This is a genomic window from Neorhizobium sp. T6_25 (genome assembly GCF_002968555.1).
Taxonomy (GTDB): domain Bacteria; phylum Pseudomonadota; class Alphaproteobacteria; order Rhizobiales; family Rhizobiaceae; genus Neorhizobium.
Window position 1 is genome coordinate 126,415 of sequence record NZ_PVBL01000007.1, and the last position, 23,052, is coordinate 149,466.

Below are 23,052 nucleotides of genomic sequence, written 5' to 3' on the forward strand. Positions count from 1 at the left end.
AGCACTCACGAATCCCTTTGTAGCCACCTATTCTAAAGTTTTGATTGCGGCTCGTCCAAGCCTTGATTTCAATCTGTATGCATCAATTTTGTGCACCGCAAGAATTGCCAAAAAATCAACTTGACGGAGGTCCGGAAATGCCGTCCATTCGGACCAATCGAAAATTGGTACAATAAATGGTACAGGATAAAGCCGGCGAGGCTCATGACAACTCGAGCTATGCGCTGGATCGCCTGAGGGGGCTTTTAAGGGCGGGAGAATTCGGTTCCGAGGGCCGCCTGCCGACCGAACGCGCTTTGACCGACCTGCTCGGCATCAGCCGTCGCGCGGTGCGACGCGCACTCGAAGTGCTTGAATCCGAAGGCCTCATCTGGCGCCGCCAGGGCTCAGGCACCTTTATCGGCGAAAGGCCGAGCGAGTGGAGCAACCATGTGGGCGCGATCGTCGCCGGCACGGATTTCATGGAGATCATGGAAGTCCGTTTGAGGATCGAACCGCAGCTCGCCCAGCTCGCGGCCATGCGCGCCAAGCCGGCGGATATGGCCAAGATGTACGAGATCGCCTCGAAGATCATCGAGAGCAGCGATGCCGACGCCCGCGAACTGTGGGATGGAACGCTGCACCGGCTGATTGCCCAGAGCGCCGGCAACCAGCTTTTCCTGTCGATCTTCGACGTCATCAATCGCGTCCGCCAGGACGAGGCATGGCGGGCGATCCGCGAGCGCGCCCGCTCCAGTGGCAATGCGGTCAACATCTCGTTTGCCCAGCACAAGACCATCATTGAGGCGATCGCCGCCCGTGATCCGGTGCAGGCGGGGGAGGCGATGCGCGAACACCTGCTGATGCTTCAGGAGCGGCTAATCCGCGCGACGTCCCTTGGCTCCGTGGAACAGGGGTCGCTCAGCGAAGCAAGCTGAATGGCCGCCACGCGGCCAATCACCAGAAGCCGGAAACCGGCCAAGACTAAAAACAGGAACCTAAAAACAAGAGAGGAATGTTCATCATGATGCGACTTACCAAGCTTACGACCGCGCTGCTGGCCGGCGCGCTTTTCGCCTTTCCGGCGCTTGCGGTCGATTTGCGCATCGGCCTGCAGGACGATGCCGACGTTCTTGATCCGGCCCAGTCCCGCACCTTCGTCGGCCGTATCGTCTATACCGCGTTGTGCGACAAGCTGGTCGACGTTTCGCCCGACCTGAAGATCGTCCCGCAGCTCGCCACCGAGTGGAAATGGTCCGCCGACGGCAAGGAACTGACGATGAAGATCCGCGAGGGCGTCAAGTTCCATGACGACACCCCGCTTGATGCCGCCGCCGTGGTTGCCACGATCGAACGTAACATGACCCTGCCGGAATCGCGCCGCAAGAGCGAGCTGACCTCCGTCGCCAAGGTCGAGGCGACCGGGCCGCTGGAAGTCAAGTTCACGCTGAAGGCACCGGACGTGACGCTGCTCGCCCAGCTCTCCGACCGCGCCGGCATGATCGTGTCGCCGACTGCCGCCAAGGCGCTCGGCGCCAATTTCGGCTCCAAGCCGGTCTGCGCCGGCCCGTTCAAGTTTGTCGAGCGCGTCCAGCAGGACCGCATCGTACTCGAAAAATTCAAGGATTACTGGGCCAAGGACAAGATCTTCGTCGACAAGGTCACCTACCTGCCGATCCCGGATACGACCGTGCGCCTCGCCAACCTGCAATCGGGCGACCTCGACTTCATCGAACGCCTGGCTCCGACCGACGTTGCTGCCGTCAAGGGCAATTCGGGCCTGAAGTTCGACGCGACCGTCAACATCGGTTACATGGCTCTTTACGCCAATATCGCCAATGGTCCGCGCGCCGACAACCCGTTTGGCAAGGACAAGCGCCTGCGCCAGGCCTTCTCGCTGGCGATCGACCGCGACGCCATGAACCAGATCGTCTACGAAGGCACCGCCGTTGGCGGCAATCAGCCGTTCCCGCCGAATAGCCCGTGGTTCAACAAGGCAATCCCGGTTCCGGCCCGCGATGTTGCCAAGGCCAAGGCTCTGATCAAGGCTGCCGGTTTCGACCGTGTCCCGGTGGAGCTTCAAATCCCGAACAACCCCGTTGCCCAGCAGATGATGCAGATCCTGCAGTCGATGGTCGCCGAAGCCGGCTTCGACGTCAGCCTGAAGTCGACGGAGTTCGCGACGCTGCTCGAAGAGCAGACCCGCGGCAATTTTCAGCTCAGCCGCTCCGACTGGTCCGGCCGTGTTGATCCTGATGGCAATATCCATCAGTTCATCAGCTGCAAGGGCGGCATCAACGACGTGAAATACTGCAACCCGGACGTCGACAAGCTGCTCAACGAAGCACGCGCCTCGACCGACGATGCGGTCCGCAAACAGAAGTACGACGCAGCTTCCGTGATCCTCAACGAAGACATGCCGGTCATCTATCTCGGCCATCAGTCGTGGATCTGGGCCTACAAGAAGAACATTACCGGTTTCGTGGCCAGTCCGGACGGCATGATCCGCCTGCAGGGCGTCAAGAAGGGCTAAGCCTCCCGTGCCGCATGGGAGACCCATGCGGCACTTTTCCGCATCGCTTCGTAACAATGTTGCTCAACGGGGGACGGCGTCATGCCTGTCTACATCGGAAAGCGTCTGCTGGTCGCCATACCGACCTTGCTGATCATCTCCATTTTTGTCTTTTCATTGCAGAAACTGCTGCCCGGCGATCCCATTCTGGCGATGGCCGGCGAGGAGCGTGACCCTGCGGTCATCGAATTCCTGCGCGACAAATACCGGCTGAACGATCCGGTCGTGGTGCAATATTTCTATTGGCTCGGCGGCGTGCTGACCGGCGACTTCGGCATCTCGCTGCGCACCAACCAGCCCGTCCTGGAACTGATCCTCCAGAAGCTGCCGGTGACGATCCAGCTTGCCGTGATGGCGATGTTCTTCGCCATGCTGATCGGCATACCGATCGGCATCCTGGCCGCGGTCAAGAAGAATACGTTCATCGATTATATCGCCAATGTGTTGGCGCTGACAGGCCTGTCGATCCCGAATTTCTGGCTCGGCATCATGCTGATCCTGCTGATCTCGGTGCAGCTTGGCTGGCTGCCGGCCTCGGGCTTCGAGTCGATTTTCGTCGATCCCGTCCGGTCGCTGCAGACGATGATCATGCCGGCCTTCGTGCTTGGCAATGCGCTGGCGGCGACGCTGATGCGCCATACCCGTTCGGCGATGATCGGCGTGCTCAGCGCCGACTATATCCGCACCGCCCGCGCCAAGGGCCTGTCGCCGCGCGAAGTGGTGCTCAGCCACAGTTTCCGCAATGCGCTTCTGCCGGTCGTGACGCTGTCGGCGCTGCTGTTCGGGGAGCTGCTCGCCGGTGCGGTGCTGACCGAGCAGATCTTTACCATCCCGGGCTTCGGCAAGCTCATCGTCGACGCCGTCTTCAATCGCGACTATGCGGTGGTGCAGGGCGTCGTGCTGTGCACGGCAGTCGGCTTCATCCTGATGAACCTCATCGCCGACGTTCTTTACGTCCTGCTCAATCCGCGTCTGAGGGCCACCCTATGACCACGATCGACCAAGCGCCGCCGGTTGCGGCAGCCAAGCGCGACAGGAGCCGCGCCTGGCGCAAGATGAAGAAGAACAGGAGCGCGCTCGTCGGCGCCGTCATCGTCCTGTTCTTCGCAATCCTGGCAGCCAGCGCGCCGATCCTGCCGATCATCGATCCCGTCGCAACGAGCTGGACGGCGATCCGTAAGGCACCTTCGGCGATGTACTGGCTCGGCACCGACGATCTTGGCCGCGACATTCTTTCACGGATGATCTGGGGCGCCCGGGCATCGCTGATGGCCGGGGTGTTCTCGGTCGCCATTGCGGTCGGCATCGGCGTGCCCTTCGGCCTGATCTCGGGTTATTTCGGCGGCTGGGTGGATATGGTGATCTCGCGTATCACGGAGGCTCTGCTCGCCATGCCTTTCCTGATCATGGCGATCGCGCTTGCGGCATTTTTGGGCCCGAGCCTGATGAATGCGATGATCGCCATCGGCCTGTCCGCCATGCCGATCTTCGTGCGGCTGACCCGCGGTCAGGTCCTGGCGGTCAAGACCGAGGACTATGTCGAAGGCGCACGCGCCGTTGGCCTGAACCACTTCGAAATCATGACCCGCTACATCCTGCCCAACGTTTTCGCACCAATCATCGTCCAGGCGACGCTGACGATCGCAACCGCGATCATCGCCGAGGCGAGCCTTTCCTTCCTCGGCCTCGGCCAGCAGCCGCCGGCCCCGTCCTGGGGCTCGATGCTGAACGTCGCCAAGAACTTCCTGAGCCAGGCGCCCTGGATGGCGATGTGGCCTGGCGCGGCGATCTTCCTCGTCGTTATCGGCTTCAATCTCCTCGGCGATGGCCTGCGCGATGCGCTGGATCCCCGCGAGGCATGATGGCCGCGCCAAGCATGATTTGAAAGGACCAACACAATGACTGAGTTCACCACACGGCCGGAAATCCTCGGCACGTTCGGGGTCGTCACCTCGACCCACTGGATCGCTTCGGCCGTCGGCATGGCGATCCTCGAAAAGGGCGGCAATGCCTTCGATGCGGCGGTCGCGACCGGCTTCGTGCTGCAGATCGTCGAGCCGCATCTCTGCGGTCCGGGCGGCGACATGCCGGCCATCTTCTACTCGAAGAAGAAGGACAAGGTCGAAGTCATCTGCGCACAGGGACCTGCGCCGGCCGGCGCGACGATCGAGCACTACACGTCGGAAGGCCTGAACCTGATCCCCGGCGACGGCTTGCTCGCGACCGTCATCCCCGGCGCCTTCGACGGCTGGATGCTGATGCTGCGCGACTACGGCACGATGAGCGTGCGCGACGTGCTCGAGCCGGCAATCTACTACGCTGAACAGGGCCATCCGATGCTTGCCCGCGTTTCCGCCACCATCAAGGGGCTGGCGAACTTCTTCGAGACCGAGTGGGCGACGTCCTACGCGACCTGGCTTCCGGGCGGCGTGGCTCCCGAAGCGCAGAGCAATTTCAAGAACCCGGTGCTTGCCGAAACCTGGAAGCGCCTCATCGCCGAGGCCGAAGCCAAGACCGGCCGCGAGAACCAGATCGAGGCGGCCCGCGACGCCTTTTACCGCGGCTTCGTGGCCGAGGCGATCGACCGCTATGTCTCGACGGCGGAAGTCATGGACGCGAGCGGCTCCCGCCACAAGGGCGTGCTGACGGCAGACGACATGGCCAACTGGCAGGCGACCGTCGAGGCGCCGCAGACCTATGACTATCACGACTGGACCGTTGCCAAGACCCCGGCCTGGGGGCAGGGGCCAGTGCTCCTGCAGTCGCTGGCGCTGCTGAAGGGCTTTGACCTCTCGGCGATGGATCCGGCCGGACCGGATTTCGTGCATATTGTCGTCGAGGCCATGAAGCTCGCCTTCGCCGACCGCGAGGTCTATTACGGCGACCCGGATTTCGCGCAGATCCCGACCGAATACCTGCTTTCGGAAGGCTACAATGCCGAGCGCCGCAAGCTGATCGGCAGCCAAGCCTCGCTCGAACTGCGGCCAGGCCGCGTGCCCGGTTACGACCACCAGTTCGACCTCACCATGGGCATGCTGGCGGAAGTGAGCGGCAAGGGCGCGGTCTACGAGCCGACCATGTCGCACTTGACCGAAAAGCGCGGCGATACGGTCCATATCGACGTCATCGACCGCTGGGGCAACATGGTCTCGACCACGCCCTCGGGCGGCTGGCTGCAATCCTCGCCGATCGTGCCCGGCCTCGGTTTCGCCCTGAACTCCCGCGCCCAGATGTTCTGGCTGAAGCCCGGCTTGCCGACCTCGCTGGAACCGGGAAAACGTCCGCGCACGACGCTCACCCCGTCGCTGGCCCTGCATGAAGGCCGCCCGACCTTGGTGTTCGGCACGCCCGGCGGCGACCAGCAGGATCAATGGCAGCTGCCCTTCTTCCTGCGTTACGTCCACCACAAGCCGAACCTGCAGGCGGCGATCGACATGCCGCTGTTCCACACCACCCATTTCCCCGGCTCCTTCTATCCGCGCACCAGCCAGCCGGGGAACATCATGGTCGAAAGCAATATCGGTGCCGACGTGCTCGCCGAGCTGCGCCGCCGCGGCCACCAGATCACCGTGGCGGATCCCTGGAGCGTCGGCCGCCTGACCGCGGCCCGCCGCGACGCCGACGGATTGCTGCGGGCGGCGGCGACGCCGCGCCTGATGCAGGCCTATGCGGTTGGGAGATAGCCATGACCTGGTCCATCGTCGCACGCGATCCAGAAACGGGTCACTTCGGAATTTCGGTTGCCAGCCGCTTCTTCGCGGTCGGCGCCGCAGTGCCGCACATCAAGGGCAGGGTAGGCGCCGTCGCCACCCAGGCCTTCGTCAGCCCGCTCTACGGCACGGACGGATTGAAACTGCTGGAGGAGGGCAAGAGCCCGCAGGAGATCATCGAGGTGCTGACGGCGCGCGACGACGGCCGCCGCCAGCGCCAGTTCCACCTGATCGACGCCAACGGCCGCAACGCCGCCTATACCGGCGAAATCTGCGTCGACTGGGCCGGCCATCTGGTCGATGACAACGTCTCCGTTGCCGGCAACATGCTGGCCGGGCCGCAGGTGATCGCCGAGACGCTGCGGGTCTATAAGCAAAAGGCGGACGAAGGCGCGCCGCTCGCCGAGCGCCTGCTTGCGGCCATGGATGCAGGCGAGGCCGCCGGCGGTGACAAGCGCGGCAAGCAGTCTGCCGCCATGGTTCTCTATCGCGACCAGGATTACCCCTGGCTGCGCATCAATGCCGACGATCACGCCGATCCGCTCGGCGAACTGCGCCGGCTCTACGCGGTGGCGCAGGAACGGTTCCTGCATGTCGCCGAAACCATGCCGACCCGCGAAAACCCGCACGGCATGATCGACCGACGGGTCATCGACCAGAAGATCGCCGAACTGGAAGCCGCCCGCGAGGCGGAAGGCCGCGCCTCGGCCTCCTTTGCCACCCCCTGGAAGCCCCAATGACGGAAGCCCCCAAGACGGAAGCCCCAATGACCGAGACACCTGTTCTTTCCGTCAGGAACCTGACGACATCCTTCCTCGTCGACGGCGAATGGAAAAGCGTCGTCCGCGACGTCTCCTTCGATGTCCATCCGGGCGAGACGGTCGCGATCGTCGGCGAAAGCGGCTCCGGCAAGAGCGTCACCTCGCTGTCGATCATGCGGCTGCTCGCGGCCAACACGAGCAAGATCGAGGGCAGCATCCTGCTCTCCGGGCGGGATCTCCTGTCGATCTCCGAAAAGGAGATGCGGGGCGTGCGCGGCAACGACGCCTCGATGATTTTCCAGGAGCCGATGACCTCGCTCAACCCGATTTTCACGATCGGGCGGCAGATCTCGGAAGTGCTGACGCGCCACAAGGGACTGTCGAAATCGCAGGCGCGCGCCGAAACCGTGCGGCTACTCGAAAAGGTCCGCATCCCGAACGCCGGTGCCCGGTTCGACGATTACCCGCACCAGTTCTCCGGCGGCATGCGCCAGCGCGTGATGATCGCGATGGCCTTGGCGTCGAAGCCGAGGCTGCTGATCGCCGACGAACCGACAACCGCGCTCGACGTGACGATCCAGGGCCAGATCCTCGACCTGATCAAGGTATTGCAGGAAGAGGAGGGCATGTCGGTGCTCTTCATCACCCATGACATGGGTGTCGTCGCCGAGATCGCTGACCGCACCATCGTCATGTATCGCGGCGAGGCGGTCGAAAGCGGTCCGACCGAGGAGATCTTCCATCGCGGCAAGCACCCGTATACGCGGGCGCTTCTCTCCGCCGTGCCGCGGCTCGGCTCGATGCAGGACCGCAAATGGCCGACCCGTTTCCCGGTCGTCGACATCGCTACCGGCGAGACCGCCGAGCCCAAAGAAGTCGCCGGCACCGTCGATACCCGAAAAACCCCGGTTCTGGCGGTGAAGAACCTCGTTACCCGCTTCGCCGTCCGTTCCGGCCTCTTTGCGACGCAGACGGGTTCCGTCCACGCGGTCGAGAACATTTCCTTCGATCTCTTCCAGGGCGAGACCTTGTCACTGGTCGGTGAATCCGGCTGCGGCAAGTCGACGACCGGCCGCTCGATCATGCGGCTGATCGAGCCCACCAGCGGCGACGTGGCGCTCGACGGCTATGATGTCCTGCGCCTCGACCAGACGGGGCTGCGCGACATGCGCAAGACCATTCAGATGATCTTCCAGGATCCGTTCTCGTCGCTCAACCCGCGCATGACGGTCGGCGCCGCAATCTCCGAGCCCTTCGTCAAGCACAAGCTCGGCAACGCCAAGGACGCCAGGGAAAAGACCGCCGACCTGCTCCGCAAGGTCGGTCTCTCACCCGATATGGCTGGCCGTTATCCGCACGAATTTTCCGGGGGCCAGCGCCAGCGCATCGCCATTGCCCGCGCCCTGTCGCTCGATCCGAAGGTGATCGTCGCCGACGAAAGCGTCTCGGCGCTTGACGTGTCGATCAAGGCTCAGGTCTGCAACCTGCTCCTCGACCTGCAGCAGAGCCTCAACCTCGCCTTCCTGTTCATCAGCCACGACATGGCGGTCGTCGAGCGGGTCAGCCACCGGGTGGCGGTCATGTATCTCGGCGAGATCGTCGAGATCGGCCCGCGCGCCGCGGTCTTCGACAATCCGCAGCATCCTTATACGAAAAAGCTGATGGCAGCCGTTCCGGTGCCGGACCCGGCCCGCCGCGGCATCCGCCGGGGCATTTCCAACGACGAGCTGAAGAGCCCGGTTCGTCCGATGGGTTTCCAGCCGCCGGCACGCCAGTATCGCGAGGTTTCCGAAGGCCATCTGGTGCAGGTGGCGTGAGGGCCGACGCTCAGGCGGCTGCCCTGCGGCTCTCGACGAGCGCCCTGATCCGTTCGGCATCGTCCGCGGTGACCGGATTGAAGATGACGAGGCCGAGGTCCGGTCGACCGTCGACGGCGAAGGACGAATATTCGAGCATGAGATCGCCAGCCGTCTCGTGGCGGAAGTGCTTGAGGCCCTCTCCGTAGCTCTGGATATCGTAGTCCCGCCAGATGGCTTGGAACTCGGCGCTTGCGTTGCCCAGTTCGCCGACCAGTGCCTGCACCGCCTCCGACGCGCCGATGCGGGCCGCTTCGGCACGGAAGGCGGCGACGGCAGAACGCGCGTCACGCTCCCAGTTGACCATATGCCCCCGGACGCGGTCGTTGAGGAAGATCAGCTTCAGAATGTTGCGTTCTTCCGGCGGCAGGGTGGCATAGTCGGTCATCACCACCGCTGCCGCGTCGTTCCAGGCGACGACGTCCCAGAGCGGCGTGCGCACGACGGCTGGGCTGTAGACCAGCGAATCGAGCACGCGCTGAAGCTGCGGAGTGACAGGCTCGAAAGATCGGAAATGCATTTCGGGCGGCCGGTGCTGCGCCAGCAGGAACAGATGCTCCCGCTCGGCGTCGTTCAGCGACAGGGCCTTGGCGAGCCGGTCGAGCACATCCGCGGAGGGAGCGCCGCCGCGGCCCTGTTCGAGCCAGGTGTACCAGGTGGCGCTGACATTGGCGCGCTGTGCCACTTCCTCGCGCCTGAGGCCGGGCGTGCGCCGGCGTGTCGAGGATATTCCGAAGGCGGCCGGGCTCAATTTGGCCCGGCGGTCCTTCAGATAGTTTCCGAGAAGGTTTTCGTCCTCAATCGTCTGCATGCTCAGCCTGTTAGTACCTATACCGGTAAGTCGTCACGGCTTTTTTGCCATCCGTAAAACCCTATCACAGCCTCGTCAGACAACTGAAGAGGACTATCATGCGTGTTTTTGTAACGGGCGCGACCGGGTTCGTCGGCTCCGCCGTCGTCAAGGAACTGATCGAGGCAGGCCATCAGGTCCTGGGCCTTGCACGCTCGGATGCTTCCGCCGAGGCGCTTGTGATCGCCGGCGCCGAGGTGCATCGCGGCACCCTGGAGGATCCGGAAAACCTGAGGGCCGGAGCCGGCGCCTGCGATGCCGTCATCCACACCGGCTTCATCCACGACTTCTCGAAATTCAGGGAGAGTTGCGAGATCGACCGGCGCGCCATCGAAGCACTCGGCGGGGCTCTGGCTGGCACCGACCGCCCCCTGATCGTCACCTCCGGCACCGGTCTCCTGTCGCCGGGCCAGTTGGCAACCGAAGAGACGCCGCCCGCCTACGGCTCCCCGGTTCCGCGCGTCTCGGAACAGACGGCATTCTCGGTGACCTCGGGCCCGCGCGTGTCTGTCGTCCGGCTTCCGCCTTCGGTGCATGGCGACGGTGACCACGGCTTCGTCCCGATCCTCATTGACACGGCCCGCCGGAAAGGCGTCTCGGCCTATGTCGGCGATGGAGCCAACCAGTGGCCCGCAGTGCACCGGTTCGACGCTGCTCGCCTCTATAGGCTCGTGCTGGAAAAGGGCGTCGCTGGCGCGAGATATCACGCAGTTGCGGAGGAAGGTATTCCCTTCCGCGAAATCGCCGGCGTGATCGGAAAACGGCTGAACCTGCCGGTGGTCGCAAAATCGCATGACGAGGCGGCCGAACATTTCGGCTGGTTCGCGCATTTTGCGCAAATCGACAACCGGGCTTCGAGCGCCTGGACTCGGGAACAGCTGGGCTGGCAACCTACCCGACCGGGACTGATCGCGGATCTGGACCGGGAAGCCTATTTCGCTGCCTGAGGCAGCGAAACTCAGATCAGCCTTAACCCCTTCAGGCTGACATGCCCGTCCTTGCCGATGATGATGTGGTCGTGCACCGTGATGCCGAGAGGTTTTGCGGTGTCGACGATCGTCTTCGTCATGTCGATATCGGCGCGCGATGGCGTCGGATCGCCGCTCGGATGGTTGTGGACGAGGATGATCGCGGTCGCCGACAGTTCGAGCGCCCGGCGCACGACTTCGCGCGGATAGACAGGCGTATGGTCGACGGTACCGTGGCCCTGCACTCGTCGGCGATCAGCGCATTCCGCTTGTCGAGGAAAAGGATGCGGAACTGTTCGCGTGGCTCGTAGGCCATGATCGCATGGCAATAATCGATGACCGAAGACCAGGAGGACAGTACCTGCTTGCCGCGCAGCTCGCTTTTCAGCATCCGGTGACCGACGGTCGCGACGAGCTTCAGGTCGAGCGCCACCGCCTCGCCGACGCCCTTGACCTCCTGCAGCAATCCGAGCGGCGCGCCCATAACGCCGGCAAGCGTTCCGAACCGGGCGATCAGCGCCTTGGCAAGCGGTTTCGTATCGCGGCGCGGGATCGACCGGAACAGCAGGAGTTCGAGGATTTCATAATCGGCAAGTCCGGTATCGCCATGTTCGCGATACTTGGTTTTGAGGCGCTCGCGGTGGCCGTGGTAATGCGCCCCCGGCTCTTCGTCATCCATCGAGGCCGGTTTCTTGATGGCTTTCGGTTTGGTCAACTGTTCGGCGAAAAAGCCGCGCTCGTCCTCGATGAAGGACGTCTGTTCGTCCGGTGGAGGAGCGGAGCGGCTGGCCATCCGTTACCTCGAAAGCGGTGGCAGGCCGGGTCGGTCGAAACCTCCAGGCGACAAGGTGAATATCTCGCAGCCGGTGGCAGTGACGCCGATCGCATGTTCGTATTGCGCTGACAGCGACCGGTCGCGGGTCACCGCCGTCCAGCCATCGGAAAGCACCTTCACATGCGGCTTGCCGAGATTGATCATCGGCTCGATTGTAAAGATCATACCTTCCTTCATCTCCGGACCCTCGTCGGCGCGGCCGTAATGGAGGATGTTCGGCGAGTCGTGAAAAAGCCGGCCGACGCCATGGCCGCAGAAATCGCGCACCACGGAGCAGCGTTCCGCTTCCGCATAGGTCTGGATTGCCTCGCCGATCGCGCCGGTGCGGGCGCCCGGACGCACCGCCTCAATGCCGCGCATCAGGCATTCGTAGGTGACTTCGAGCAGGCGCTCGGAGGCGCGCTTGATCCCGCCCACCGGATACATGCGGCTCGAATCCCCGTGCCAGCCGTCGAGGATATAGGTGACGTCGATATTGACGATATCACCTTCCCGTAAAGGCTTGTCGTCCGGAATGCCGTGGCAGACGACGTGATTGATCGAGGTGCAGGAGGATTTGGTGTATCCGCGATAGTTCAGCGTCGCCGGCAGCGCGCCGTGGTCCATGCCGAACTCGAAGACGAAGCGGTCTATCGCGTTGGTGGTGACGCCGGGCTGGACGATCGAGGCAAGCTCGTCGAGGCAGCGCGCGGTCAGCAGGCAGGCCTTGCGCATGCCGGCAAAGTCTTCCGCACCATAGAGGCGGATCGCACCCGTATTCTTCAGGGGGGCGGAAACCGCCTCGATATAGTTGACCATGGTTCTTCTCTCGCAATCTCTCCGTTCATAAAGCAGCCGGGCCCGGTTCGTCCATGGCGATCGGAGATTTCAGCGCTTTTCTTCTCGACAATCCGAACGGGATGATTTGAAGAGAGCCTTTTAAAGTGCTTCTAATGGGTCTATATAAAGTGCGAATCGGAGCACCTGGAGCCGCCATGGTCAGTATCGTCCTCGCCGAAGTCACCGCCAGCGTTTCCGAGCTGAAGCGCAACCCCATGGGTACCGTCGCAGCAGGAGACGGAGCCCCCGTCGCGATCCTCAATCGCAACGAGCCCGCCTTCTATTGCGTGCCTGCAAAGGCTTACGAAGCGATGATGGACCGGTTGGAAGACCTTGAGCTCAACCTACTGGCAGACAGCCGCGCAGGCGAAACTGTCATCAAGGTAACGCTGGATGAGCTATGAACTCGCGTTTCTGGATGTTGCGCTGAAGGAATGGCGCAAGCTCGACTCTAACATCCGGGAGCAGTTCAAGAAGAAGTTGGCCGAACGTCTCGAAAATCCGCGCGTCGCTGCCGCCCAGCTTCATGGATCCAAGAACCGTTACAAGATTAAGCTGCGGTCCATCGGCTATCGCCTCGTCTATGAGGTCCGAGATACGCAACTGGTCGTATTGGTCGTCGCCGTCGGCCGGCGAGATCGAGACGCGGTTTATAAGGCGGCCGAAAAGCGATAGCCGAGATCTTCGACCGGGATCAGCCCCTCAGGCGTTATTTCCTCCGGTGAAACGCGGCAATGCACTGCATAGGCCTCGACGCCGCGGGACTTGGCGCGCTCGAAGGCGAGCGCATAGAATGGATCGAGGTCTCCGCAGATACGGAAACGCGAGCAGTCGTGACGCTGGATGAGGTAGATCATCACCGCCCGGTGACCGGCCTCCGCCATGTCGCCCAGCTCTTCCAGATGTTTGGCGCCGCGTTTGGTGACGGTATCGGGAAATTCCGCCAGTCCCGGTTCGCGGCAGAAATGAACGTTCTTGACCTCCACGTAAGCATTCGGCAGATCGCCATCCAGAAGCAGGAAGTCGATGCGCGAATTGCGGCCGTAGCGCTGTTCGCGCAGGATCGTCTCATAGCCGGCAAGGTTCGGGATCAGCCCGGCGCGGATCGCCTCTTCCGTGAGCCGGTTTGGCAGGCCGGTATTGATGCCGACGTGCTCGCCATCCACCTCGACCATTTCGAACATGTGCCGGTATTTGCGGGTGGGGCTGTCGTGCCGCGATACCCAGATCTTCGAGCCCGGCGTCGTCAGCCCTCGCATCGAACCGGTATTGGGGCAGGAGCCGGTAAACGGCGTGCCGTCCTCCAGCACGGCGTCGAACAGGAAACGCTTGTAGCGTTGCAGGAGGGTCGCGGGCAGCAACGGTGGATCGAAACGCATCTGTGATATGGATCAGACGCGCTCGAGCACGTAGGTGCCGGGCGCATCGGCGATTGCGTTGAGCGCCTTGCCGCCGGGCTTGCGGGCCGGCACGCGCTCGTCGTCCTTTGCCTCGGCCCACGCATGCCAGTGCGGCCACCAGGATCCCTTGTTTTCCTCGGCATCCGTCAGCCAGTCTTCGTACTGGCCTTCGGCCTCGCCGCCTGTCCAGTACTGGTACTTCTGCTTGTCGGGCGGGTTGACGACGCCGGCGATGTGGCCCGAACCGGTCAGCACGAAATCCACAGGACCGCCGAACAGCGAGGAGCCGAGAAAGACCGATTTCGGCGGCGCGATATGGTCCTCTCGGGTGGCGAGATTGTAGACGGGGATCTTGATGTCCTTCAGCGAGATCGTCTTTCCCGCGAGCTTCATTTCGCCCTTACTCAGATTGTTGTCGAGATAGCAGTTGCGCAGGTAATAGGCATGGTTGGCGGCCGCCATGCGCGTACTGTCGGAATTCCAGTAGAGCAGGTCGAATGGCATCGGTTCCTGGCCCTTCAGATAATTGCTCACCACATAGGGCCAGATCAGTTCCGAGGCGCGCAGCATGTTGAAGGCGGTGGCCATTTTAGAACCGTCAAGATAGCCGACCGCATTCATCTGCTTTTCCATCGCCGAAATCTGTTCCTCGTCGACGAAGACCTTGAGATCGCCCGCATGGGTGAAATCCACCTGGGTGGTGAGGAAGGTCGCCGATGCGATGCGGCTGTTCTTCTTCTGCGCGTGATAGGCAAGCGTCGCGGCAAGCAGTGTTCCGCCGACGCAATAACCGATCGCGTTGACCTGTTTTTCGCCGGTAGCCTTCTCGACCGTGGTCAGCGCGAAGTCGATCCCCTCGCGCATGTAGGATTCCCAGTCTTTCTTCGCATGGCGTTCATCCGGATTGACCCAGGAGATCACGAAGACCGTATGGCCCTGGTCGACGCACCATTTGATGAAGCTCTTCTGCGGGTTGAGGTCGAGAATGTAGAACTTGTTGATCCACGGCGGGCAGATGAGGAGAGGGCGCTTCAGCACCGTTTCCGTCGACGGCTCGTACTGGATGACTTCGCAGACCTCGCTCTGGGCGATCACCTTGCCCGGCGTCAGCGCCATGTTGCGGCCGATTGCGAACTTGGTCGCGTCGGTGTGGCGCAGCCTCAGGTCACCGCGCCCGGCGGCAATATCCTCGGCGAACATCTTCATGCCGGCCACCAGGTTGGCGCCATTGCTGGCGACCGTCTCGCGATACACCTCTGGATTGGTGAGAGCGAAATTGGCCGGCGAAAGGGCGGCCGTCACCTGCTTCACGTAGAAGGCGGCCTTGTGGCGGGTGTGCTCGTCGAGCCCTTCGGCTTCGTTGACCAGCTTGTCCGCCCAGGAGGCGGTGACGAGATAGAGCTGCCGGAGGAGGGCGAAGAACGGGTTCTTTGCCCAGTCGTCGTCCGCAAAACGCTTGTCCTTCGGCAAGGTGTCCGCCGCGGGCTCGACCGGCTGGCCGGTGAATTGCCCGAGCGTGCGCGTCCAGATGCCGATATAGCTGGAAAACAGCAAGGTCTGGGCTTCGAGCGTCCGCTTCGGATCCGAAATCCAGTATTCGGTGACCTTGGAAAGGGTCTTCACGAGGTCGGTCATAGGGTCTGCAACCGAATCGCCGATCTCGCCGCGTTCGCGCGGACCGAGCCATTCCGATGCCGCCTTGCCGAGATTTTCGAGCGCCCGCGCGAAGTTCATGGCGAGCGCCTGCGGGTCCTTGACCACATAGGCCTCGACCGATTTGGGGTCGAATCCCGGAAATTCCTGTCCGGTCTGCCCTTTGTCGTCGGTCTTTTCCGCCACGTGCGGCCTCCCCACAGTTTGTTAGTTGTTTTCGTTTGTACATTGTGCCTGAAAGCGAATACAAGTGCCAGCGATCGGCGCCTTCAGGTGCATTTGGCCGATGACGGAAACTGGGTTACGGAAATGGAAAAACTGAGGCATCGGTTCGGCAGCTTACCGCTTTTCATCGCTCTTGGCGCGCTCTCTCTGCTGGCCGGCTGCAACAGCAATACCTTTGCTCTGGATGACGGTATTCCGAACACCGCACCGCCGGCCGTGGTCGTCCAGACCAAGACCGCGCCGCCGCCAGGCCCTGTCACCAGGCAGAACACCGGCGTCTATCCGAGCTTCGATCCGACGCTGCGCGCTGCGGCCGAGCAGATCGAGGACGAGGATTACAACCAGTCCGAGCCGCGCCTTGCGTCGCTCGCCCGCCTGCGCAGGTCGGGCTCGATCTCGGAAGCCGAATATCAGCGCCGGGTCGCCGAATACCGCAAGCTTGCCGCCGAGCACGGCAAGGACGCGTTGGCCAATATCTCCAGGTAGTCCCGGCAAACCAAGTCATCCGGGCAACTCGATATCGGCAAATAGCACTTGCCTTTCGGCGCTTTTGGTCGCAAAGCAAAAAATCGCCAATCATGCGACACCGGCGCGTCGCGTCTGACGCTGCGCGCCCTCCACGGGGAGAAAGATGGAAGAGTTTCATAAAGTCCGACGCCTGCCGCCATACGTCTTCGAACAGGTCAACCGTTTGAAGGCCAGCGCGCGAGCGGGTGGCGCGGACATTATCGATCTCGGCATGGGCAATCCCGACCTTCCGACCCCGAAGGCGATCGTCGACAAGCTGTGCGAAGTGGTCCAGGACCCGCGCACCCATCGTTATTCGTCGTCCAAGGGCATTCCCGGCCTTCGCCGCGCCCAGGCTGCCTATTACGCCCGCCGTTTCGGCGTGAAGCTCAATCCGGATACTCAGGTCGTCGCGACGCTCGGCTCCAAGGAAGGCTTCGCCAACATGGCGCAGGCGATCACCGCGCCCGGCGACGTTATCCTCTGCCCGAACCCGACCTATCCGATCCATGCCTTCGGCTTCCTGATGGCCGGCGGCGTGATCCGCTCCATGTCGGTCGAGCCGGACGACAGCTTCTTCCCGCCGCTGGAGCGGGCGGTGAAGCATTCGATCCCAAAACCCTTGGCGCTGATCCTCAACTATCCGTCCAACCCGACGGCGCATGTCGCCTCGCTGGATTTCTACAAGGAAGTCGTGAGCTTCGCCAAAAAGCACGACATCATCGTGCTGTCGGACCTTGCCTATTCGGAAATCTATTTCGACGGCGAGCCGCCACCGTCCGTCTTGCAGGTACCCGGCGCGATGGATATCGCCGTCGAGTTCACCTCGATGTCGAAGACCTTCTCCATGCCCGGCTGGCGCATCGGCTTTGCGGTCGGCAACGAGCGGCTGATTTCGGCGCTGACCCGCGTCAAGTCGTATCTCGACTACGGCGCCTTCACGCCGATCCAGGTCGCCGCGACCCATGCCCTCAACGGCGACGGTTCCGACATCGCGGAAGTCCGCAACGTCTACAAGCGCCGCCGCGACGTGATGGTCGACTCCTTCGGCAAGGCCGGTTTCGAAGTGCCGCCGCCGGCAGCCACCATGTTCGCATGGGCAAAGATCCCGGAAAAGTTCCGCCACCTCGGCAGCCTCGAATTCTCGAAGCTCCTGGTCGAAAAGGCGGATGTCGCGGTCGCGCCGGGCATCGGTTTCGGCGAGATGGGCGACGACTATGTTCGTCTGGCGCTGGTCGAGAACGAGCACCGCATCCGTCAGGCGGCCCGCAACATCAAGAAGTTCCTGTCGACGGCCGACGAGACGATGCACAACGTCATCTCGCTCAACACGCGCCGCTGATCTGAACAGCATTTCCGGCGGCCTCGACGGGCCGCCACCTCCAAGGCAATCAGGAAGAATAGCATGGCAGACGCCCTCAAAGTCGGCATTGCGGGTCTCGGCACTGTGGGTGCCTCGCTCGTCCGGATCATCCAGACCCGCGCGAATGAATTGGCAACGACGTGCGGCCGTGCGATCGAGATCACGGCGGTCACGGCACGCGACAGGTCGCGCGACCGCGGCATCGATATTTCCGGCATCAACTGGTTCGACACGCCGGAAAAAATGGCCAACGAGGCCGATATCGACGTCTTCGTGGAACTGATCGGCGGCGCCTCGGGTGCCGCCGCCGATTCCGTGCGGGCGGCACTGACCCGTGGTCTCCATGTGGTGACGGCCAACAAGGCGCTGCTTGCTGCCTCCGGTGTCGAGCTTGCCAAGATCGCCGAAGAAAAGAGCGTTCTTCTCAATTTCGAAGCGGCCGTTGCCGGCGGCATCCCGGTCATCAAGGCGCTTCGTGAATCCCTGACCGGCAACACGGTCTCGCGCGTCTACGGCATCATGAACGGCACCTGCAACTACATCCTGACCCGGATGGAGAAGGAAGGCTTGTCGTTTGCCGATTGCCTCAAGGAAGCCCAGCGGCTTGGTTATGCGGAGGCCGATCCGACCTTCGACATCGAGGGCAACGACACGGCCCACAAGCTTGCAATCCTGACGACGCTCGCCTTCGGAACGCAGATCGCCGCCGACGAAATCTATCTCGAGGGCATCAGCAACATCTCGATCGAGGATATCCACGCCGCCGCCGATCTCGGCTATCGGATCAAGCTGCTCGGCGTTGCCCAGTTGACTGACAGCGGTATCGAGCAGCGCGTCCATCCGACCATGGTGCCGCATGACTCCGTCATCGCCCAGGTCGATGGCGTCACCAATGCGGTGGCGATCGAATCCGATATCCTCGGTGAACTGCTGATGGTCGGTCCCGGCGCCGGCGGCAACGCGACCGCGTCCGCCGTTCTCGGCGATATCGCCGACATTGCCAAGAGCAGCCCGGGCGCTCAGCGCGTCCCGGTCCTCGGCACTCCGGCAGCGTCGCTGGCGCCCTACAAGCGCGCCCGCATGCAGAGCCATGAGGGCGGTTACTTCATCCGCCTGACGGTCGCCGACCGCACCGGCGTGTTTGCCAGCATCGCCGCCCGTATGGCCGAGAACGGCATCTCGCTGGAATCGATCATGCAGCGGGCCAAGCCGGACGCCGCGACGGACACGCCGAAGACGATCATTCTCGTCACCCACGCGACGATGGAGGATTCGATCCGCAAGGCAGTCGATGCGATCAAGGCGGAAAGCTATCTCGTCGGCGAGCCCCAGGTGATTCGCATCGAACGGCCCAAGGCTTTTTAAAAAAACCACGTCGCTTCGAGAAGCCGGCGCTGCCGTTTCCTGTGGGTAACGCCGGAACCTTTCCAGAACGTCTGTGAAAAGCAAGGCCGCGAAGGCTCACTGGCTGGCCGCTCCGGGGCCTCCGGACGTAGATTGTCGCCGGCAATCACTGCCGAGGAGGCTTGCGCGATCGCCATGAAGATGCGGGCCATGAATACGCGGAAAATGAGCACGCGGAACAAGGGATACCGGCTGCAACTCAGCGGCGTCCGCTCCGAGCCACATGGCTCTCCGTCCATGCGTTTCGCCCATGCCAATGATCAGCCGCGTGGTGATGGTCTTGAAGGGCGGCGGGGTTTTGTTTTCCTGCTTGTGTTCTTCGCAATCGCGGCCGGCATCAGCGGCTCGGCATTCGTGTGGTCGATGCTGTGATCGGCCGGTTACCGAAAGATCGTGAGATCCGACCGGCAATCCCGTCAAAGCGATTCCTCTTGCTCTCGCGATACGCTAAAAGCGCTCCATGACCAGAATTTTCTCCGCGCTTTCGTCGACAGTGGAAACGGTTGATCCCGTCCCGCGCGCATTCCTCGGCGTCGAACGCTCCGCGGGCGATCAGCGATGGGTGTCGCGTCTCGATCAGGCGGCCCAGAACCGGGCGCTGGCGATTGCCCAGATTCACGGGATTCCCGATCTCGTTGCCCGCGTGCTTGCCGGCCGCGGTGTTACGCTGGACGATGCTCCCGCCTTCCTCGATCCGACTATCCGCTCGCTGATGCCGGATCCTTACACGCTCACCGATTGCGAAAAGGCGGTGCTGCGGCTCGCTGACGCGATCGCCAGGCAGGAGAAGGTGGCGATCTTCGGCGACTACGACGTCGACGGCGCATCCTCCTCGGCATTGCTCTATCGGTTCCTCCGCCATTTCGGCGTCGAGGCGGAAATCTATATTCCGGACCGCATCTTCGAGGGATACGGCCCCAACCCAACGGCGATCCGCCAGTTGATCGCCAACGGCGCCAGCCTCATCGTCACCGTCGACTGCGGCTCCACCAGCCATGATGCGCTTGCCGCGGCGCGCGACGAGGGTTGTGACGTCGTGGTCATCGACCACCACCAGCTCGGCCACGAACTGCCGCCGTGCCTGGCGCTCGTCAATCCGAATCGCGAGGACGATCTTTCGGGCCAAGGCCATCTCTGCGCCGCCGGCGTGGTCTTCCTGGTTCTGGTCGCCGCCGCGCGCCACATGCGGCAGATCGGCGATCCGCGCGCCGGATCGCTCGACCTGCTCGCCTGGCTCGATATCGTCGCGCTGGCGACGGTCTGCGACGTGGTGCCGCTGAAGGGGCTCAACCGCGCCTATGTGGTCAAGGGCCTGCTTGCGGCCCGTCATATGGGCAATGCCGGGCTTTCGGCGCTGTTCCGCAAGGCAGGCCTCGGCGGCCCAGTGACGCCCTATCATTTCGGCTTCCTGATCGGCCCGCGCATCAATGCCGGCGGGCGGATCGGCGATGCGGCGCTCGGCAGCCGTCTGCTCACGCTCGAGGATCCGATCGAAGCCGAGGTGATCGCCACTCGACTGGACGAACTCAACCGCGAGCGGCAGGCCATGGAAGCCGCCATGCTTGCAGAGGCGGAAGCCGAAGTGCTGGCCGAGTACGGGAACGGCGAGGGGGCCAACGTCATCGTCACGGCACGCGACAAGTGGCATCCCGGCATTGTCGGGCTGATCGCAGCGCGGCTGAAGGAGAAATTCAAACGGCCGGCTTTCGCGATCGCCTTTGATCCGTCCGGCAGGGGAACCGGTTCCGGCCGCTCGATCAACGGTTTTGACATGGGCCGCATGGTCCGCGCCGCCGTGGATACCGGCCTGCTCGTCAAGGGCGGCGGCCACGCCATGGCGGCGGGGTTGACGGTCGAGCGCAGCAATCTCGGCCGCCTGCGGGCCTTCTTCGAGGAGATGGCGGGCGAGGGCGTGCCGGCGCTGGTCGCCAATCACGTGCTGAAGATCGACGGCGCGCTTTCCGCTTCCGGCGCGACGCTTGAACTTTTCGACCAGCTCGAACAGGCCGGCCCCTATGGTTCCGGTCATTCGCAGCCGGTGTTTGCGATCCCTGCCCACCGGCTGAAGGATGCCCGCCTCGTTGGTACCGCGCATATCAAGGTGACGCTGGAGGCGGCCGACGGCTCGCGGCTCGAGGGGATCGCCTTCCGCGCCGCCGAAACGCCGCTCGGCAACATGCTGCTCAATTCCCGGGGCGCGCAAATCCACGCCGCCGGCTGCCTCAGCGCCGACCAATGGCAAGGCACCCGTCGGATGCAGCTCCGCCTGCTCGACGCGGTGAGGGCGCCGTAAGGAAACGGGTCAATTTTCGGGATGGAATCCGCTTTTGCGGAGAGAGGAAGTGGCACGCCCTAGGGGAGTCGAACCCCTCTTCCCAGAATGAAAATCTGGTGTCCTAACCGATAGACGAAGGGCGCGTGCGCTTCGTGGTGGCGCCCTTATAGTCAGGGTGTTTCTATCTCGCAAGCGCAAAATTGCATTTTCCAGCGCTTGCGGACGCAAAAAATCGCGCGGCCGCAAGATGGCGTGCGGGAGCTGGATACGGAAATGAAAACAAAAGCTTGGGGAGGTGGAAGTGGCACGCCCTAGGGGAGTCGAACCCCTCTTCCCAGAATGAAAATCTGGTGTCCTAACCGATAGACGAAGGGCGCCTGCGCTTCGTGGCGCTCTTATAGAGAGGGGATTTCTTTCCTGCAAGCGCCAAAGCCATCTTTTTTACAAAAAAATGACGGCTTTTCCAGCGCCGGCTCCTCGAATGAAAATGGCGTCAAATCAGCAGCTTAAAGGAGTGCCCTGAGCATCGGCCCCGCAGGCTGCGGCGGGCGTGGTTGGCGGCATGCTGTAGACGCTGGCGGTGGTGGCATTGAAATTCCGCCGCGGCAGATTGGCCGGAACCGGGCCGTTGCCGGATGGGGCGGCCGCAGCCATCGGCGGGTTCGCCGAAAAGATCGTACCGCTGTCGGCGCGAACGCCGGTCGATTGCGTCGCAAGGCCGGCGATCGAGGCCTGCTGCGGCTGTGCAGGTGCCGGCGGGAACGTATTTTCTGCAGTGGGAACGGCGGCCGGCGCGGTTGCTGCCGGTGCCTGCGCTGACTGCGCCTCTGCCTTGGGGACGGCCGGATCGGCACGGCGGTTCGAGGCTGTGATGCCGCCCTTGGCAAGCATGCCCTTGGCGCTTGCCGCCACCGTGGTGCGCGGTGCCGGCGTCGTGGCGTCAGCCGTCTTTTTTGTGGTGGTGCAGCCACTGAGCGTCAGCGCGGAAAGGCAGACGATCGCCAGCGTCATGCGGACGTTCGAACAAAGGAAAGGCGTTTTTGGCAAAGGCATGCCCCGTCGGCTCGTATCGCGGGCGTCATGCCGCGAATCATCGTGCCCGAGCATCTCGCGGAAGAGCGCCATGGACAAGCCGGTCGGGGCAGGCGAGGTCAGCCTGGGGCAAGGTTGGGCCAAGGTTGGGGAAAGAACGCGGCGGTTGAGTAAAAAAGAAACCGCCGCGTTGAAAAATCTTACCAGCTGCCAATATTCGGTGCTGAAGCCCAGGGTTCGGCGACGGGCAGGTTGTCGCCTTTCTGGAGGAGCTCGATCGAAATACCGTCTGGCGAACGGACAAAGGCCATCCGGCCTTCGCGCGGCGGACGGTTAATGATGATGCCGTTGTCCGAGAGATGCTGGCAGAAATCGTAGATGTTATCGACCTCATAGGCGAGGTGACCAAAATTGCGTCCGCCGGTATAATCTTCCGTGTCCCAATTGTAGGTCAGCTCGACGCAGGGGGCGAGAACGTCCTTGGCCTCGCTGAGATCGTCGGGGGCCGCGAGGAAGACCAGCGTGAAGCGGCCCTTCTCGTTGTCGATGCGACGAACTTCCTTGAGGCCGAAAACGGTCGTGTAGAAATGAAGTGAGGCGTCCAGGTCTTTCACCCGGACCATGGTATGAAGATAACGCATTATGGTGTCTCCCTCCGATAAATCCAGTCGCCGATAGACCTTGTTCGGGTCCGTGCTGGATATGGCGCAGACGCCAGCCTGGAGCAAGCCACTCTAGATAGAGATGAAGGTGGATAAAGCCAAGTCAGGGACTTGCGCTAGATGGTTAGCAGGATGTTAATCTATCCTCTAAGAATCAGTTGATCGTCACGTCGTAACGCGT

21 protein-coding genes, 2 tRNA genes and 1 pseudogene are annotated in these 23,052 nt (G+C 62.7%); 15 read left to right on the forward strand and 9 right to left on the reverse strand.

The annotated features are described in order from the left end of the window. The first annotated feature begins 176 nt into the window (after window positions 1-176). From C5L10_RS11805 to C5L10_RS11835, 7 genes are all read left to right on the forward strand, one after another. Window positions 177-917, forward strand: a complete 741-nt coding sequence (locus tag C5L10_RS11805) for a FadR/GntR family transcriptional regulator (RefSeq protein ID WP_105429830.1) — start codon at window positions 177-179, stop codon at window positions 915-917. Window positions 918-1,006: 89 nt separating this feature from the next. Then, entirely contained in the window at window positions 1,007-2,512 is a 1,506-nt protein-coding gene (locus C5L10_RS11810) for an ABC transporter substrate-binding protein (RefSeq protein WP_105429945.1), read from the forward strand. An 81-nt stretch (window positions 2,513-2,593) separates the two neighbouring features. After that, complete coding sequence (locus C5L10_RS11815; RefSeq protein WP_105429831.1) at window positions 2,594-3,541, forward strand: ABC transporter permease; 948 nt, start codon at window positions 2,594-2,596, stop codon at window positions 3,539-3,541. After that, a complete protein-coding gene (locus tag C5L10_RS11820) occupies window positions 3,538-4,413 on the forward strand; it encodes an ABC transporter permease (protein ID WP_046636852.1) in 876 nt (291 codons plus the stop codon). The genes C5L10_RS11815 and C5L10_RS11820 overlap by 4 nt, the downstream gene beginning before the upstream one ends. Window positions 4,414-4,449: 36 nt before the next feature. Continuing rightward, window positions 4,450-6,234: a gamma-glutamyltransferase family protein gene (locus C5L10_RS11825; protein ID WP_105429832.1), complete on the forward strand. Its 1,785-nt coding sequence runs from the start codon at window positions 4,450-4,452 to the stop codon at window positions 6,232-6,234. Between the two features lie 2 nt (window positions 6,235-6,236). Beyond that, a complete protein-coding gene (locus tag C5L10_RS11830; protein ID WP_105401205.1) occupies window positions 6,237-7,001 on the forward strand; it encodes a DUF1028 domain-containing protein in 765 nt (254 codons plus the stop codon). Between the two features lie 26 nt (window positions 7,002-7,027). After that, complete coding sequence (locus tag C5L10_RS11835) at window positions 7,028-8,839, forward strand: ABC transporter ATP-binding protein (RefSeq protein WP_105429946.1); 1,812 nt, start codon at window positions 7,028-7,030, stop codon at window positions 8,837-8,839. 10 nt (window positions 8,840-8,849) lie between these two features. On the opposite strand, the gene C5L10_RS11840 is transcribed toward C5L10_RS11835, so the two are convergent. After that, window positions 8,850-9,689 (reverse strand): helix-turn-helix transcriptional regulator, encoded by an 840-nt coding sequence (locus C5L10_RS11840; RefSeq protein WP_105429833.1) that lies wholly within the window; start codon window positions 9,687-9,689, stop codon window positions 8,850-8,852. A 98-nt stretch (window positions 9,690-9,787) separates the two neighbouring features. Between C5L10_RS11840 and C5L10_RS11845 the strand changes: the two genes are divergently transcribed. Next, the gene (locus C5L10_RS11845) at window positions 9,788-10,675 is read left to right on the forward strand and encodes an SDR family oxidoreductase (RefSeq protein WP_105429834.1); all 888 of its coding nucleotides are present in this window, start codon (window positions 9,788-9,790) and stop codon (window positions 10,673-10,675) included. 11 nt (window positions 10,676-10,686) lie between these two features. Here the strand turns inward: C5L10_RS11845 and radC are convergent. Together radC and map are read right to left on the reverse strand one after the other, a co-directional pair. Next, window positions 10,687-11,438 (reverse strand): annotated as a pseudogene (gene radC / locus C5L10_RS11850) (DNA repair protein RadC); the annotation flags it as partial. A 54-nt stretch (window positions 11,439-11,492) separates the two neighbouring features. Then, window positions 11,493-12,329, reverse strand: a complete 837-nt coding sequence (gene map, locus C5L10_RS11855; protein WP_046667929.1) for a type I methionyl aminopeptidase — start codon at window positions 12,327-12,329, stop codon at window positions 11,493-11,495. A 176-nt stretch (window positions 12,330-12,505) separates the two neighbouring features. On the opposite strand from map, the gene C5L10_RS11860 reads away from it, so the two are divergent. Further along, complete coding sequence (locus tag C5L10_RS11860; RefSeq protein WP_105429835.1) at window positions 12,506-12,754, forward strand: type II toxin-antitoxin system Phd/YefM family antitoxin; 249 nt, start codon at window positions 12,506-12,508, stop codon at window positions 12,752-12,754. Next, window positions 12,744-13,025, forward strand: a complete 282-nt coding sequence (locus C5L10_RS11865) for a type II toxin-antitoxin system RelE/ParE family toxin (protein WP_105429836.1) — start codon at window positions 12,744-12,746, stop codon at window positions 13,023-13,025. Before C5L10_RS11860 ends, C5L10_RS11865 begins: the two co-directional genes overlap by 11 nt. Here C5L10_RS11865 and sfsA read toward each other — a convergent pair. Further along, entirely contained in the window at window positions 13,001-13,729 is a 729-nt protein-coding gene (sfsA, locus tag C5L10_RS11870; protein WP_105429837.1) for a DNA/RNA nuclease SfsA, read from the reverse strand. The two genes, C5L10_RS11865 and sfsA, sit on opposite strands and share 25 nt — an antisense overlap. A gap of 12 nt (window positions 13,730-13,741) precedes the next feature. Then, window positions 13,742-15,589, reverse strand: coding sequence for an alpha/beta hydrolase (locus tag C5L10_RS11875; protein WP_105429838.1), 1,848 nt, complete (start codon window positions 15,587-15,589; stop codon window positions 13,742-13,744). A 123-nt stretch (window positions 15,590-15,712) separates the two neighbouring features. On the opposite strand from C5L10_RS11875, the gene C5L10_RS11880 reads away from it, so the two are divergent. The 5 genes from C5L10_RS11880 (at window position 15,713) to recJ (ending at window position 21,195) form a co-directional block, all read left to right on the forward strand. Beyond that, window positions 15,713-16,114, forward strand: a complete 402-nt coding sequence (locus tag C5L10_RS11880; RefSeq protein WP_105429839.1) for a hypothetical protein — start codon at window positions 15,713-15,715, stop codon at window positions 16,112-16,114. Window positions 16,115-16,259: 145 nt separating this feature from the next. Next, window positions 16,260-17,477: an LL-diaminopimelate aminotransferase gene (locus C5L10_RS11885; protein ID WP_038542482.1), complete on the forward strand. Its 1,218-nt coding sequence runs from the start codon at window positions 16,260-16,262 to the stop codon at window positions 17,475-17,477. Window positions 17,478-17,540: 63 nt separating this feature from the next. Next, a complete protein-coding gene (locus C5L10_RS11890) occupies window positions 17,541-18,863 on the forward strand; it encodes a homoserine dehydrogenase (RefSeq protein WP_105429840.1) in 1,323 nt (440 codons plus the stop codon). Between the two features lie 174 nt (window positions 18,864-19,037). Continuing rightward, entirely contained in the window at window positions 19,038-19,274 is a 237-nt protein-coding gene (locus C5L10_RS11895; protein ID WP_105429841.1) for a hypothetical protein, read from the forward strand. Window positions 19,275-19,362: 88 nt separating this feature from the next. After that, window positions 19,363-21,195 carry a single-stranded-DNA-specific exonuclease RecJ gene (gene recJ / locus C5L10_RS11900; protein WP_105429842.1) on the forward strand — a complete coding sequence of 611 codons (1,833 nt, stop codon included), beginning with the start codon at window positions 19,363-19,365 and terminating at the stop codon, window positions 21,193-21,195. A gap of 50 nt (window positions 21,196-21,245) precedes the next feature. Here the strand turns inward: recJ and C5L10_RS11905 are convergent. The 4 genes from C5L10_RS11905 to gloA all read right to left on the reverse strand — a co-directional run bounded on the left by C5L10_RS11905 (window position 21,246) and on the right by gloA (window position 22,850). Continuing rightward, window positions 21,246-21,320, reverse strand: a tRNA-Glu gene (locus tag C5L10_RS11905). A gap of 159 nt (window positions 21,321-21,479) precedes the next feature. Continuing rightward, window positions 21,480-21,554, reverse strand: a tRNA-Glu gene (locus C5L10_RS11910). A 121-nt stretch (window positions 21,555-21,675) separates the two neighbouring features. Continuing rightward, window positions 21,676-22,188 carry a hypothetical protein gene (locus C5L10_RS11915; RefSeq protein ID WP_172717001.1) on the reverse strand — a complete coding sequence of 171 codons (513 nt, stop codon included), beginning with the start codon at window positions 22,186-22,188 and terminating at the stop codon, window positions 21,676-21,678. Between the two features lie 221 nt (window positions 22,189-22,409). Next, a complete protein-coding gene (gene gloA / locus C5L10_RS11920; protein WP_105429844.1) occupies window positions 22,410-22,850 on the reverse strand; it encodes a lactoylglutathione lyase in 441 nt (146 codons plus the stop codon). Window positions 22,851-23,052 lie beyond the last annotated feature (202 nt).